This window comes from Paenibacillus pedocola (assembly GCF_031599675.1).
Taxonomy (GTDB): domain Bacteria; phylum Bacillota; class Bacilli; order Paenibacillales; family Paenibacillaceae; genus Paenibacillus_AQ; species Paenibacillus_AQ pedocola.
The window spans coordinates 2874919-2889767 of sequence record NZ_CP134223.1; the positions used below are offsets into that span (position 1 = coordinate 2874919).

At 50.8% G+C, this 14849-nt stretch carries 11 protein-coding genes; all 11 read left to right on the forward strand.

Going from position 1 to position 14849, the window contains the following annotated elements:
- The first annotated feature begins 190 nt into the window (after positions 1-190).
- The 11 genes from QU597_RS12355 to chvE all read left to right on the forward strand — a co-directional run bounded on the left by QU597_RS12355 (position 191) and on the right by chvE (position 14764).
- On the forward strand, positions 191-1804 hold the full coding sequence (locus QU597_RS12355; RefSeq protein WP_310832892.1) for a xylulokinase: 1614 nt from the start codon (positions 191-193) through the stop codon (positions 1802-1804).
- Position 1805: 1 nt separating this feature from the next.
- The gene (locus tag QU597_RS12360) at positions 1806-2501 is read left to right on the forward strand and encodes an L-ribulose-5-phosphate 4-epimerase (protein ID WP_310832893.1); all 696 of its coding nucleotides are present in this window, start codon (positions 1806-1808) and stop codon (positions 2499-2501) included.
- A 34-nt stretch (positions 2502-2535) separates the two neighbouring features.
- A complete protein-coding gene (gene araA / locus QU597_RS12365; protein ID WP_310832894.1) occupies positions 2536-3960 on the forward strand; it encodes an L-arabinose isomerase in 1425 nt (474 codons plus the stop codon).
- Positions 3961-4172: 212 nt separating this feature from the next.
- Positions 4173-4964, forward strand: coding sequence for an SDR family oxidoreductase (locus QU597_RS12370; RefSeq protein WP_310832895.1), 792 nt, complete (start codon positions 4173-4175; stop codon positions 4962-4964).
- 290 nt (positions 4965-5254) lie between these two features.
- A complete protein-coding gene (locus tag QU597_RS12375) occupies positions 5255-5977 on the forward strand; it encodes an MgtC/SapB family protein (protein WP_206104513.1) in 723 nt (240 codons plus the stop codon).
- Between the two features lie 84 nt (positions 5978-6061).
- Complete coding sequence (locus tag QU597_RS12380) at positions 6062-7051, forward strand: aldose 1-epimerase (protein ID WP_310832896.1); 990 nt, start codon at positions 6062-6064, stop codon at positions 7049-7051.
- A gap of 240 nt (positions 7052-7291) precedes the next feature.
- Entirely contained in the window at positions 7292-9088 is a 1797-nt protein-coding gene (locus QU597_RS12385; protein ID WP_310833298.1) for an LTA synthase family protein, read from the forward strand.
- A gap of 206 nt (positions 9089-9294) precedes the next feature.
- Complete coding sequence (locus QU597_RS12390; protein ID WP_310832897.1) at positions 9295-10308, forward strand: substrate-binding domain-containing protein; 1014 nt, start codon at positions 9295-9297, stop codon at positions 10306-10308.
- Between the two features lie 24 nt (positions 10309-10332).
- The gene (locus QU597_RS12395) at positions 10333-12192 is read left to right on the forward strand and encodes a cache domain-containing sensor histidine kinase (RefSeq protein ID WP_310832898.1); all 1860 of its coding nucleotides are present in this window, start codon (positions 10333-10335) and stop codon (positions 12190-12192) included.
- 19 nt (positions 12193-12211) lie between these two features.
- Positions 12212-13444, forward strand: a complete 1233-nt coding sequence (locus QU597_RS12400) for a response regulator (protein ID WP_310832899.1) — start codon at positions 12212-12214, stop codon at positions 13442-13444.
- Positions 13445-13678: 234 nt separating this feature from the next.
- Positions 13679-14764 (forward strand): multiple monosaccharide ABC transporter substrate-binding protein, encoded by a 1086-nt coding sequence (chvE, locus tag QU597_RS12405; protein WP_310832900.1) that lies wholly within the window; start codon positions 13679-13681, stop codon positions 14762-14764.
- Positions 14765-14849: the final 85 nt, after the last annotated feature.

Sequence of the window (14849 nt, forward strand, 5' to 3'; positions counted from 1 at the left end):
TTACCATGAACATAAATTTGAGGTGGATATTAGAAAAATGTCGCTTAATCAGGATATTTGTATGTATAACTATTAAAGTGTGTTGACAAATGTACGAACAAAAAATATACTTGAGCAGTAAATAAGGGAAAGCGCCTTCTTTCAATATTATAGCGAATAAAACAGTTGTTCAGAGAGGAGTAACGTGTGCATGGATCAAGACATTAAACAAGCGATACTCAAGGGAGAAACCTCACTGGGTATCGAATTTGGATCCACACGTATCAAGGCAGTGCTGATTGATCAACGTTTTGAGACAATCGCATCTGGTAGTTATGAGTGGGAGAACCTCCTGGCAGACGGATATTGGACGTACAACTTAGAGAGTATTATCTCTGGTCTGCAAGAGGCTTACAGTGGAATGAAACAAGAGGTTGAACGGAAATATGGAATCACGATCCGCACAGTGGGGTCGATTGGATTCTCTGCAATGATGCACGGCTATATGGCTTTTGACAGCGAGGGTGAGCTGCTTGTTCCGTTCCGGACCTGGCGTAATGCGACAACGGGTGCTGCAGCAAAAGAGTTAACTGAACTATTTAAATTTAACATTCCTGAGCGGTGGAGTATTGCCCACCTGTATCAAGCGATATTGAACGAAGAAGACCATGTATCACGTATTGACTTCGTTACAACGCTGGCCGGCTATATTCACTGGCTGCTGACCGGCAATAAGGCCATTGGTATCGGTGATGCTTCCGGTATGTTGCCGATTGATGAAGCTACTCATGATTTCAATGAAACGATGGTTAAGCAATTTGATGAACTCGTTGCAGCCAAAGGCTACTCCTGGAAGCTGAAGGATATTCTTCCTGAGGTCAATATTTCAGGTCAGCAGGCTGGTGTGCTCTCCGCAGCAGGTGCCAAAATCTTAGATAAATCCGAAAACCTGCAGCCGGGTATTCCGCTTTGTCCTCCAGAAGGTGATGCGGGAACAGGGATGGTTGCCACGAACAGTGTAAGAAAGCGGACGGGTAATGTCTCGGTGGGAACTTCGGTTTTTGCTATGCTTGTATTGGAACAGGAGCTTTCCGCGGTATATCCGGAGATTGATATGGTAACTACGCCGAATGGTAATCCGGTCGGAATGGTTCATGCCAACAACTGCTCTAGTGATATCAACGCCTGGCTGGGCTTGTTCCGTGAATTCTATGAAGCCATGGGACTTAAGGCGGATGTCAATCATTTATACGGTGTGATGTTCAATAAGGCTTTGGAGGCAGATCCGGACGGCGGCGGCTTGCTCAGCTATGGTTATTTCTCGGGAGAGAATATTACTGGTATCGAAAAGGGCCGGCCGCTGTTTGTCCGTTCCCCGGAGAGCCGTTTCAATCTGGCTAACTTCATGCGTACTCATCTGTTTACGGCTTTTGGTGCTTTGAAAATCGGAATGGACATTCTGACCAAACGCGAAAATGTCGCCATTGACAGCATTCTGGCACACGGCGGTTTATTTAAAACTCCGATTGTCGGGCAAAAAATTGTTGCGGCTGCGCTGAATGTTCCTGTATCCGTAATGTCGACAGCCGGAGAAGGCGGAGCATGGGGGATGGCCATTCTGGCTTCTTACATGAGTAACAAGGAACAGCAGGAAACCTTGGAAGACTTCCTCGACCAAAAAGTATTTAAAGATGCTGAGGGCCAGGAAATTTACCCTGACGGCTCCGATGTTAAGGGCTTTGAGACATTTATGGAACGCTACACTCAGGGTCTGGCCATTGAGCAGGCTGCTGTAGATAATCTAGTGGAGAACCGGAGGGGTTAGTGTGTTAGAGCAACTGAAGGAAGAAGTATTTCAGGCGAATCTGGATTTGCCTAAACATGGACTCGTGAAATACACCTGGGGAAATGTAAGCGCCGTTGACCGTGAGAGCCGCTTATTTGTTATCAAACCCAGCGGCGTAAATTACGACAAAATGAAGCCTAGTGACATGGTAGTTGTTGATTTTGACGGCAAAGTAGTTGAAGGGGAGATGAGACCTTCTTCAGATACACCAACCCATGCGGTACTGTATAAGCACTACGAGGAGATCGGCGGTATCGTGCATACACATTCGACCTGGGCGACCATTTGGGCTCAAGCCGGCCTGGATGTACCTGTTATGGGAACTACTCATGCAGACACGTTCTATGGTTCTGTTCCTTGTGCCCGGTTCTTAACCCAAGAGGAGATTGACCGTGGTTATGAAGCGGAAACCGGCCGTGTCATCATCGAGACGTTTGAGCAGCGCGGGCTGGATATTTTAGCAGTACCCGGTGTTCTGCTTAAAGGCCATGCTCCCTTCACCTGGGGCAAAGATGCGAAATCGGCAGTCATGAACAGCGTCGTGCTTGAAGAGGTTTCGAAAATGAATCTGTTCGCAAGACAATTGAACAGCTTCGCTGAAGAATTGCCGCAGCGTATTCTGGATAAGCATTATTTGCGCAAACACGGGAAAGACGCCTACTACGGGCAGAAGTAAACCAAACCAACAACTCATGAAAAGAGGATGAATAATGTCAACAGCAGGAACAAAAGTATTCTGGTTTGTCGTAGGTTCACAACATCTGTACGGGGAAGAAGCACTCGCGGAAGTTAAAGCTAATGCACAAGTAATGACCGATGCCCTGAATGAAAGCGGCGTTCTGCCATACCCGCTGGTATTGCAGGATCTGGCAGTTAGTGCAGACAAAATTACTACCCTCATGAAGGAAGTTAACTATCGTGACGAGGTTGCCGGGGTTATTACCTGGATGCATACTTTCTCCCCTGCAAAAATGTGGATCCGCGGGACTAAATTACTGCAGAAGCCGCTGCTTCATCTGGCTACGCAATACAATGAAAGTATTCCTTGGGCTACCATCGACATGGACTTCATGAACCTCAATCAGGCTGCTCATGGTGACCGTGAATATGGATTTATCAATGCCCGTCTGAAGAAACAGAATAAAGTGGTAGTAGGGTACTGGGGACGTGCAGAAGTTCAGAAGCAAATCGCAGAGTGGATGGATGTAGCGGTTGCTTACAATGAAAGCTTCACGATCAAGGTTGCACGCTTTGGCGATAACATGCGCAACGTTGGCGTAACGGAAGGCGATAAGGTAGAAGCGCAGATTCAATTTGGCTGGACCGTTGACTACTTCGGCATCGGCGATCTTGTTCAGTACGTAAATGCTGTAAAGGAAGAAGAAATTGATGCTCTGTTTGCTGAGTATGCTGAACTTTATGATTTCGAATATGGATCATACAGCAAGGAAGCCTGGGAAGCCAGCGTAAAAGTTCAGGCGAGTTATGAAATTGCCCTCAAACGCTTCCTGGATAACGGCGGCTATACAGCCTTCACAACGAACTTTGAAGATCTCTACGGAATGAAACAGCTTCCAGGTCTGGCCGTTCAGCGTCTGATGGCACAAGGATACGGTTTCGCCGGAGAAGGAGATTGGAAGACTGCAGCACTCGATCGTCTGTTGAAAGTAATGAGCCATAACCAGAACACCGGTTTCATGGAAGATTATACTTATGAATTGACCGCAGGCCAAGAATCGATTCTGCAATCCCACATGCTTGAGGTTGACCCGACACTGGCCAGCAATAAACCTAAGGTTCTCGTATCCCCGCTCGGCATCGGCGACCGTGAAGATCCGGCCCGTCTGGTGTTTGACGGTAAGGCAGGAGATGGCGTGGTTGTTTCCATGGCTGACTTCGGCACGCATTACAAACTGCTGATCAATGAGGTTACTGCCTTTGAACCGACAGTTCCTGCTCCAAATCTTCCTGTAGCCCGTGTACTGTGGAACGTAAAGCCAAACTTCCAGGACGGGGTTAAAGCATGGATTGAAAACGGCGGCGGTCACCACACTGTGGTTTCCTTGAATCTGACGACAGATCAAATCGTTACTTATGCTAAGCTGGTTAACCTGGAATACGTAGTTATTAAATAATTCAGAAGATTATCCGCTTCCAAAAAGCATTGGGTTCCTTCACAGGACTCAATGCTTTTTTGTGATGATATGGATGAAGATACACAAATCCGGTTTGTCAAAAGACTGACCATCCGGTTCACTTTCGTGTATGTGAGGTAAAGGTTAAGGAAAGAACTTCATAGGTCAGCAAAATTTTGCTGGTTCTACTACTGTGAGGAGGAAGCAGAGATATGACAGTTCAAAAGCTTGCAGGCAAGGTAGCGATTGTAACAGGCGGGGGTTCGGGTATCGGACGGGCATCGGTGCTGGAATTCGCAAGAAACGGTGCTAAGGTCGTAATGCTAGACCGTACTCCGGAACATGCCGAAAAAGTAAAACGGCAGATCGAACAGGAAGGCGGGGAAGCCGTTGTGATTGCCTGTGATATCGAGCACCCGCAGCAGGTGGAAGAAGCGGTGAAACAGGCTGCCGAGAAGTGGGGGCGGCTGGATATCGTCTTTGCCAATGCCGGCATTAACGGGGCGATGACACCGATTGAGACGATGGATATCGAAGCCTGGGACCAGACGATTCATATTAATCTCCGTGGAACGTTTGCGACAGTCAAATATGCGATCCCATATATGAAGGAGAAAGGCGGCAGCATTCTGATCAACAGCTCGATCAACGGCAACCGCGTATTCTCAAATATCGGATTTTCGGCATACAGCACGACTAAGGCAGGCCAGGTTGCTTTTATGAAAATGGCGGCACTGGAGCTGGCTCAATACAAAATCAGGGTCAATGCCATCTGCCCGGGTGCGATCACTACCAATATTGATGACAACACCTATCCATCCGACGATCTGAAAGAAGTGCAGATTGAAGTGAACTTTCCGGATGGCGGACAGCCGCTGGAGGATGGACCCGGACGGCCTGATCAGGTGGCCAGACTGGCACTGTTCCTGGCTTCAGAAGATTCAGATCACATTACGGGTACGGAAATCTATTGCGACGGCGCAGAATCGCTCCTGCATGGCTAGGTCATTCTAATTCTGTTCAGCCGGGCATAAAATAAACAGAATAGTTCCTTATCTGAAGAAACGGATTCCGTCCTCAGCAGTCCTGCATAGCCCTCAGCGGCAGATATGAGATGCAGTTTGCGGCAGGCCGGCAATGCGTTTCTTCTTGCTATAAATAAACTAAAGCTTTTGCACTGTTTTCAGGTATACTGATCCTATCTGTTTTTTTTTATATGGCTGATGCTTCCGGAGCGAGTTTTGTACGGAGTCAACCAGAGATGATTATGCTAACAAAACTTTTAGGAGGAATTATGAGTATTGATCTGCACACGGAATCCATTGTAAAACTGCTTGTGGCCATGCTGTTCGGGCTGTTCATCGGTATTGACCGGCAATTGAAGCAGAAACCGCTGGGGATTCGGACCAGTATGGTCATTAGTATTGCAAGCTGTCTGGTTACACTTGTCTCCATTCATGCTTACGACAAATTCGGGGGGAACGAGCATCCCAATATGGACCCGATGCGTCTGGCGGCGCAGATCGTCAGCGGGATCGGTTTCCTGGGGGCAGGCGTTATCCTGCGCAGAGGCGGGGATGCCATATCGGGTCTGACTTCTGCAGCACTGATCTGGACGGCTTCCGGGATTGGAATCGCGGTCGGCGCCGGTTTTTATGTAGAAGCGGGTTATGCAGTTGTGCTCCTGATGTTCGCGGTCAATGCTGTCCCACTGTTAATCAAAGCGGTTGGCCCGGAAGTGCTGAACAAACATGAAATTTCAGTGAAAATCATTATGGAGCCGAACTATGTACTGACCGAGGTGATTCAGAAGATTGAAGGGCGGCAGATGACCGATAAGCGAAAAACGCGGAGTCCCGGCCGGACCATCCGGCGGATGAAAATTAAAGATCTGGATGACGGCAGACAGCTGATCGATATGGTGCTGTCAGCACCGGACCGGGATTATGCTACGGAAATTTATTATGATGTGAAGAAAATCGAACATGTGATGAGCGTAGAAGTCGAACAGTTATAAAAATGCCATGTTTCCGCTTACTCAAATGTGTTAATCTATTTAAGAGAGTCATTTTGAGATTATGGAAGGGAGAAGGAAATTACGATGTCAATTACTGCATATGAAGGACATTATGAGGGAGAAGCTGCAGTCTGGCTGAAGGCCGGACGTTATGAGGCGGCAATCCTGCCGGGGATCGGGGGGAACCTGATCTGTTTCCGCGATACCGAAAACGGTTACCGTTTCCTGCATGAGCCAGGAGCGGAAGAGATGGAAGGGTTCAAGGCTAATCCGGGAATTCACGGGATACCAGTACTGTTTCCTCCAAACCGCTATGAAGACGGCGAGTTCCCCTGGAATGGACAAACCTACCGGTTCCCGGTGAATGAGACAGCAACAGGCAACCATCTGCATGGCTTTTTACATACAGCTGCGTGGGAAGTTGAGGAATTCGGCAGCGGTAGAAGTGAAAGCTTCGTCACTGTAGCGATCAAAGTGGATGAGAATCACCCGTCCTATCAATACCTGCCGTTTAAATATACCATCAAGCTGCGCTATACACTTGGTGAAGGCGGCTTGTCCCAACAGCTGCTGGTGCATAATGACGGTGAAGAACTGATGCCTTGCCTGCTGGCGTTCCATACGGCAATCAATGCACCGTTCGCGCCGGGAAGCACCGCTCAGGATTACCTTGTGAAGCTGACCATCGGCGAACGCTGGAACCTCAACAATCGCATGCTGCCAACGGGTACCTTCCAGGAGCTGACCGCTGAAGAGATCGCTTTGCGTAATCAAGGCGTGAATCCGTTCTATGCGGCAATGGACAACCATTATACTGCAGTAGCGCAGAATGGCCGTAACCGTATGGAGCTTACCGACAGCAAGGCCGGTGTAACTCTGGTCTATGATGTCGGAACTTCGTACAAGCAGTGGATGATCTGGAACAATGGGGCGACCGAAGGCTTCTTCTGCCCTGAGCCGCAGATTAACCTGGTCAATGCACCGAAGGTGGACCTTCCAGCTGATGAAATCGGTTTGTTCGGCCTTGAGCCAGGTGAATACTGGGAAGAAACCAGCCGTCTGTATGTAAAATAGCAGGGCTTCTCTGGGACAGCATACTGTGCAGGGATCTAAAGTAAGGCGGAATGCAGTGAAGTTTGCTGCGTTCCGCCTTTTTTGCTGTTTAGGAGGATTAGATAGGTATACGCTGAGCGGAACCTTGCGCAGAATAGTGGCAGTGCATGGAGATTTTCCAGCGGGTTTTTAATGCTGTTTTAAGCAAAGTGGCGTATACTACACGTTTAGTATAGATTGGAGTGATTGTACTTGCGTCATATGCTGCGTTCATGGCGGCTTGGCATCCTGCTGCTGAGCTTGCTCCTTACGGGGCTTTTGCTGAATTTGTTTATGCAGGTAGCCACATTGGAGCTGAATCTGTTAAAAGTCTTCCTATGGATCGGGGAATATCCACTGCTTTATGCTGCCGGCAGTCTGTTTTTCTTCTTTCTTCTGCTGGCCTGTTCAGCACTCTTACCTAATCTTTATTTAGGCCCGGTGCTTATCTCCCTGGTATGTGCTGTTCTGGGGATCGCAGACTATAAAAAGCTGACAACCACCGGAGAGCCGCTGTTCCCCTGGGATTTACTGCTGCTCAAAAATGCCGGGGAAATGAGCAAAATTACCAAGGGAATGGTGTCGCCGCTGGCGCTTGCCGCTGCAGTTCTGCTCGTCGCCGCACTTCTCTGGGTATTGATGAAGCTGCCGAAGACGAAGCTCCGCTTGCCGCTGCGGGTGCTTTTTGCCGGGATTTCCGCTGTGCTGCTTGCCGGATTTATAATCATGGTCGGCGGGCAGACCACGCTTGCTTCCTCACTGAAGTACCAGAATATATTCTGGAACCAGAAGGTGAACTACACGCAGAACGGGTTTCTCTTTGCCTTTGCCGGAAATCTGCGGCAGAATCTGCTGGAGCAGCCCGACGGTTACAGCCGTAAGGCCATTGAAGAGATCGCTGCCAAATACAGCGCATTACCGGATTCTGCTGCTGCGGCTACTGCTGTTGAGCAGCCCAATATCATCTTTATGATGGATGAAGCCTTTTTCGATCCGACCCGGCTGAGCGGGCTCACCTACAGTGAGGATCCGCTGAAGTTCATACATCAGGAAGAGTCTGCCACACCTTCGGGTTATCTGCTCTCCCCTGAATTCGGCGGTAATACGGCCAATGTCGAGTTTGAGGCTTTGACCGGAATGTCGATGTATTTCCTTAACGACGGATCGATTCCGTACCAGCAGCGGATTGTGAAAATGTCTACGCTCCCTTCCATAGTCAGCATTCTGAAAGACCGGGGCTACCGGGCACTGGCCCTGCATCCGTTTGATGAGACCTTCTATAACCGTAACCGCGTCTATCCGGTGCTGGGTTTCGACTCTTTTACCAGTGACAAGGATCTGGAGCAAGCGGCCCGGATGACCCCGGACGGTTATATTTCAGACAAGGCTGCTGTGCAGGAGGCTGTGCGCGAGCTTAAGACTTCAGCTTCCCCGGCGTTCCTGCACCTGGTAACAATGCAGAACCATTTTCCGTTCACCAAGGGACTCAATGGACCGAATACGATTGCTGTAAACGGCGTTCAGGCGGGTTATAAGGATGAGCTTGAAACCTACTTCCAGGACACCAAGCTGACAGACGAGGCGCTTGTCTTTCTGCAGCAGGAGCTGAAGACAATTGAGCGGCCGACGATTGCCGTATTCTGGGGGGATCACTTGCCGGCGTTGTCGGCAGGAATCTATGCGGATGCAGGCTGGGACAGTGAACCTCGGCTTAAGCATGAGACAAAGCTGATGATCCTGGCGAACTTTGACATCGGCAGTACAGCCCTCGGTACGATTAGCCCGGCTTATCTCGGACCGACGGTTTTCCGGCTGTCCGGGCAGGCAATGCCGGCTTACTATAAGCTGCTGGAGCAAGTGCAGGCGGAAATTCCCGGCCTTAGCAAAAGTGTGCTAATCGGCGCTTCGGGCCCACTCACCGGGTTGACAGAGAAGCAGCAGAAGCTGCTGGATGACTACCGGCTGGTGGAATACGACATGCTGGAGGGTGAAAACTACTCGGAAAGTCTGCTTTTCTGAAGTGCGGGTCCGCTGTCACCCCTAAATCATAGTTTGAAATTAATGGGCTCACCATACAGGTGGGCCTTATTGCTGCAGGCAAGTCAGTCGAACAAGTGGTTAATCATGACATGAATCCCACTTAAATTTCTATTTCCTTCCCCGGGTAAACAAGGTATTATGGCGATAGCTATTTATCTTAGTTGGTTTTGAAAGGGGTTACATTTGTGAAAAAGCTGTGGCTGGTCTATGTGCTGCTGATCGGGATTTTCCTCATTTATGTACTGAATTACAAGCTGCAGGCAAACAGCACAGATGCATGGGAAACCGCAGGATTGCGCGGCAATATTGAAGATAAATATGTGATGGTGACCTTCCAGATCGGAATCGACTACTGGAAAAGTGTTCTCAAGGGTTTTGAGGATGCCGCGGAAGAACTGAATGTATCAGTCGAATACCATGGCTCCACCCAGCATGATGCCAATGAGCAGATGACGGTGCTGGAGCAGATTATTGCCAAGAAGCCGGCCGGCATCGCCATATCGGCAGTCAATTCCAAGCTGTTGACGGAGACGATCAATAAGGCGGTAGACAGCGGAATACCGGTTGTCTTATTTGATTCCGGTGCGCCGGACAGCAAGGCCTATTCATTTCTCGGTACCGATAACTATAATGCAGGAGTAGAGGCCGCGCGAAAAATGGCCGAGCTAACCGGAGGCAAAGGTGAAGTGGCCATTATTACTACACCTGAACAGCATAATCACCAGGAGCGGACAGACGGGTTCAGTATGACCATCCGCAGCGAGTTTCCGGAGATGAAGGTGACTGCCATCAAGGACGGGCGCGGGGATCAGGTGGCCTCCAGGGAAGCCGCGGAGCAGCTGTTGACAGCGTATCCGCAGCTGGATGGGATTTTTGCCACGGAGTCTAATGGCGGGATCGGGGTGGCGGAAGCCGTAGAGAAAATGCAGGGCAGTCGCTCCTTGCTTAAGATTATAAGCTTTGATACGGATAAAGGTACGCTGGATCTGGTCAAAGAAGGCAAAATCGCCGCAACGATGGCCCAAGGCACCTGGAATATGGGTTACTGGTCGCTGACAGAGCTGTTCCGTTTACACCGGGATTTGCAGGAGGATTCCTCCGCTTATGACAATAATAAGCCGCTGCCGGTGCCGGACAAAGTAGATACCGGAATTGATGTGGTAACCCGGGCAAATGTGGACAATTATTATGCCAAGTAGGCTGGGCAGGGGGAGGAAGGCCACATGCAGAGGAGCAGCTTAACGATCGAAAAGCTGAAGTTGAACAACCTGCCGATCAGGTATAAGCTGATTATCCATTTTCTGCTGATCAGCATCCTGCCGTCCATTGGACTTGGACTATTAATCGGCTGGACGGTGGACCGCAGAGTTGAAGAACAGAGCAGTGAGAATACGATGCAGCTGATCGGCAAGGTGAATACCGCCCTGGAGAATGATGTTGAGAATCTTCAGAAGATCACTTACTTAATCTCGTTTGATCCGGGGGTTCAAGCCTTTTTGAAGGGGACGATGAAGGACAGGGCTGAGCCGGGCGGTACCGGTGTAAACGGGGAGTCGGCGGAATATAATATCCGCAAATTTTTGCAGGGCTTCACTACACTAAGCTCTGAAATCGCCGGAATAATGCTGGTGAATCAGGCAGGTGAGTTCATCAGCAATGAGATGTATACCCGGCCGGGAACCGAAGTGAAGAATGAAGCATGGTACAAAGCAGCGGCCGCCAATAAAGGAATCTTTAAAATGATCGGACATCCTTACGGCCGCGCAGTTATGTCTCATGCCGACTACAAGGAGAGCGAGGTCGTCTCAGCCGTCAGAGCAATTGTGGATCCTGATACCCAGGTGGTCCAGGGTGTTGTGCTGGTCGATCTGAAGCTGCGGGTTATTGCAGAGACAGCAAGGGATGTGACACTGGGCAAAACCGGATATTTAACCGTAGTCGATGACAATGGTGAGCTCGTCTATGCGCCGCAGCATCCCTTTATGCAGTCGATTCCGGCCGGGCTGTTCAGCGAGACGTCCGGGATCACTTCCGAAACGGTAAACGGCCGTGATATCCAGCTGATTTACCGTACCTCGTCCTTTACCGGCTGGACGACAGTTGGCGTCTTTCCTATGGATGAATCGGCGTATGGAGTCCGGGAGATTACCTTTAATGTGGTCACCTTCGTATTTGTGGTCTGCATGCTAGGGATGACAGCATCGTTCTATTTGGCTTATTCAATCTCCCGCCCTATCGGGCAGCTTGCTTCCTTTATGAGTAAGGCGCAGTCAGGAGACCTCACGATCCGCTATTGGGGCAAACGCTCGGACGAAATCGGGATGCTGGGCCGCAGCTTTAATACAATGCTGGCTCAGATCAGCCGGCTGCTCACCCTGACTGAACTTCAGGCGAGGCAGAAGCGGGAAGCGGAGCTGCGTAGTCTGCAGGCACATATCAAGCCGCATTTTCTCTACAATACACTGGATACCATTCACTGGATGGCCCGCAGCAGAGGCGCCGACGATATCGCGGAGGTTGTACAATCCTTATCCAAGCTGTTCCGTCTCGGCCTCAGCAAGGGCAGCGACATCATCCCGCTCTCCGATGAGCTGGAGCATATCGTCAGTTATCTGAAAATCCAGCATACCCGCTACAGCAGTAAGCTGTCCTACACTATTGATTCGGAGCCGCAGTTCGGGGAGCTGTATGTGCTGAAATTACTGCTCCAGCCGATTGTAGAGAATGCAATCTATCACGGAATTAAGGAGCGGCGCGGTCCCGGAAATATCAGGATCGCTGTGGCTGAGCACGGCGGTGACTTGGTTCTGACGGTAGCCGACGACGGCGCCGGCATTCCGGCGGAGCGGCTTGCACAGCTGAGGAAACGCCTGGATGACATAGGTGCGGGCAGCATCGAAGCGGAGCAGCCCATACCAGAAAGCGCCGGCACCGGCTACGGCATCCTGAACGTACAGGCGCGGATCAGACTGACTTACGGAGAGCCATATGGCCTAAGTATTGACAGTGAACCGGGCAGGGGTACCCTTGTGACTGTCCGTCATCCCGTAGTCCGCAGCAGCTATCCTGAAGATCATAAATAAGGGAGGAAGCCATAGAGCTATGGATAAGTGGAAGGTTCTAATCGCTGATGACGAAGATATTATCCGTGACGGGATCAGGCGTTGCGTAGACTGGGATGCGCTCGGGCTGCAGGTTGCAGCAGAGGCTGAGGATGGGGAAGAGGCGCTTGAACTTGCGCTGCACCACTCCGTGCATATCGCACTGGTGGATCTGAACATGCCGATCATGCATGGCATGGAGCTGATGAAGCAGCTTAGAGAGCGGCTGCCCTTATGCAGGATTATTGTAATCACCGGGCATGATGAGTTTACCTATGCCCAGGAGTCGATCCGCCTGCAGGTCAATGATTATATTCTCAAGCCTGCAGATCCGCAAGCCCTGATGCAGGTACTGCGCGGGGTGAGGGATGATCTGGAGGCGGAGCGCCGGCAAAGCGAGCATCTGCAGCAGGCCTCCAGGCAGATCCTGAAGAACTTTCCGCTGCTGCGCGAACGCTTCTGCCAGGAATGGCTGGACGGCAACCTCAGCCGGGAGGAAATCTGCGAGCAGCTGCAATTTCTAAAGCTGCCTCAGGCGCCTCCTCAGCTGATCTCTATTATCCGCTGGCGGGGGGAAGTCCGCCAGCCCGCGATGAAGGAGAACGAGCGGCAGCTGTTTCTGTTTGCCATCGAGAATATCAGTACCGAGCTGCTGGAGCCTTACCCGAAGGTAATCTTCCGCGATGCTGCCGGACTGATTGTAATCCTGCTCTGGGATGCCGGAGGCGAACCGGTCCTGGCCGGCATTGAAGCAGCGGTTCGCAGTCATCTCAAAATTGCGGTTGAGGTGGGCATACAGCAGGCAGACGCAGATATCACCGGCCTGCCCGCAGCCTACCGGAAATGCAGAGTGGCCCTGGCCAAGGAGCAGCCCTTATCACCGCTGGTCCGCCGGGCCAGGCAGTATGTGCAGGAGCATTACACGGAATATGGTCTGAGTCTGGAGTCGATGGCCGGTATCCTGCAGGCCTCGCCGGTGTACCTCAGCCGTCTTTTCAAGCAGGAGCTGGGCGAATCGTTCGGAACGTATCTGACCCAAATCCGGATCCGTAAGGCTGCGCAGCTGCTGCACTCCACAGATATGAGCATCAATGAAGTGGCAGAGCGGTCAGGCTATGAGACGCAGCACTATTTCAGTACAGCCTTTAAGAAACAAACCGGTGTCTCTCCCCTGCAATTCCGCAAAGGCGTGCTCCCGGAAGAAGGGGACAGCGGAGTGCCCGGGAACGGCTGAGCTCCGGCCCGATTCAGTGCAAAATTTCTGCAATCATACACTAAGCACATGCTGGCTATAAGCGGTATGTGCTTATTTTTCGTTTTATGAAAGCGTAAACAACAAAGGTTTGTTTTTTATAAAAACAGTAGCTTCAGTGTAAATACGCCGCCATACCCCGGTTGCTATACTCAACTTGTCGAACGGGTGGCACCCGCTTCGGACGAACAACAGACCAGTTCAGGGGGTATCAGGATGAAGAAGGTTTCATTAATGATGTTGACGCTTGCTCTAATGCTGATGATGTCCGCTTGCAGTAACGGGAACGGCTCAGGCAGCTCAGAAGGAAAGGAAGGCAAAGTGGGTATCGCGATGCCTACGAAATCCTCAGAGCGCTGGGTGAATGACGGCAACAACATGGTGAAGGAATTTGAAGCGCTGGGGTATGGGACAGACCTGCAATATGCGGAGGATGTCGTAGAGAATCAGGTGTCGCAGATTGAGAATATGATCACGAAAGGCGTAAAGGCGCTTGTCATTGCTTCAATCGATGGAGAGGCGCTGACTGATGTGCTGCAAAAAGCGCATGACGCAGGCGTGAAAGTCATTGCTTACGACCGGCTGATCAAAAAGAGTGAATACGTGGACTACTACGCTACCTTTGACAACTTCAAAGTCGGTGTGCTCCAAGGCTCTTACATTGAAGAAAAGCTGGGCTTGAAAGAAGGCAAAGGCCCCTTCAACATCGAGCTGTTCGGCGGCTCGCCGGATGATAACAATGCCTACTTCTTCTTCGATGGCGCAATGTCCATCCTGAAGCCTTATATCGATTCCGGCAAGCTGGTCGTCCGCAGCAAACAGACCACGATGGAGCAGGTAGCTACACTGCGCTGGGATGGAGCCACTGCCCAGTCGCGGATGGATAATCTGCTGAGTGCCAATTATGCCAGCGATAATCTCGACGCCGTGCTTTCCCCGTATGACGGCATCAGCATCGGCATTCTTTCTTCGCTGAAGGGCGTTGGTTACGGATCCGGGGACAAGAAGCTTCCGGTGGTAACCGGACAGGACGCCGAGCTGGCCTCTGTGAAATCGATCCTGGCCGGAGAACAGACACAGACGGTTTTTAAAGATACGCGTGAGCTGGCCAAAAAAGCGGTGCAAATGACCGAGAGCGTGCTTAAAGGCACGGAAGCAGAAGTCAATGACACAACCACCTATGATAATGGAGTCAAAATCGTCCCTTCCTACCTGCTGGAGCCTGTCTCTGTTGACGCAAGCAACGTGGATAAGGTGTTGGTGGAAGGCGGCTACTATACCAAAGACCAGCTGGGTCAATAACCGGTTGAATCATTATTAACGGCATGCAGCGGCAGCTCCCTCGGGAACTGCCGCCGGCATACCGCTGCACAGTACCAAGGAAAGC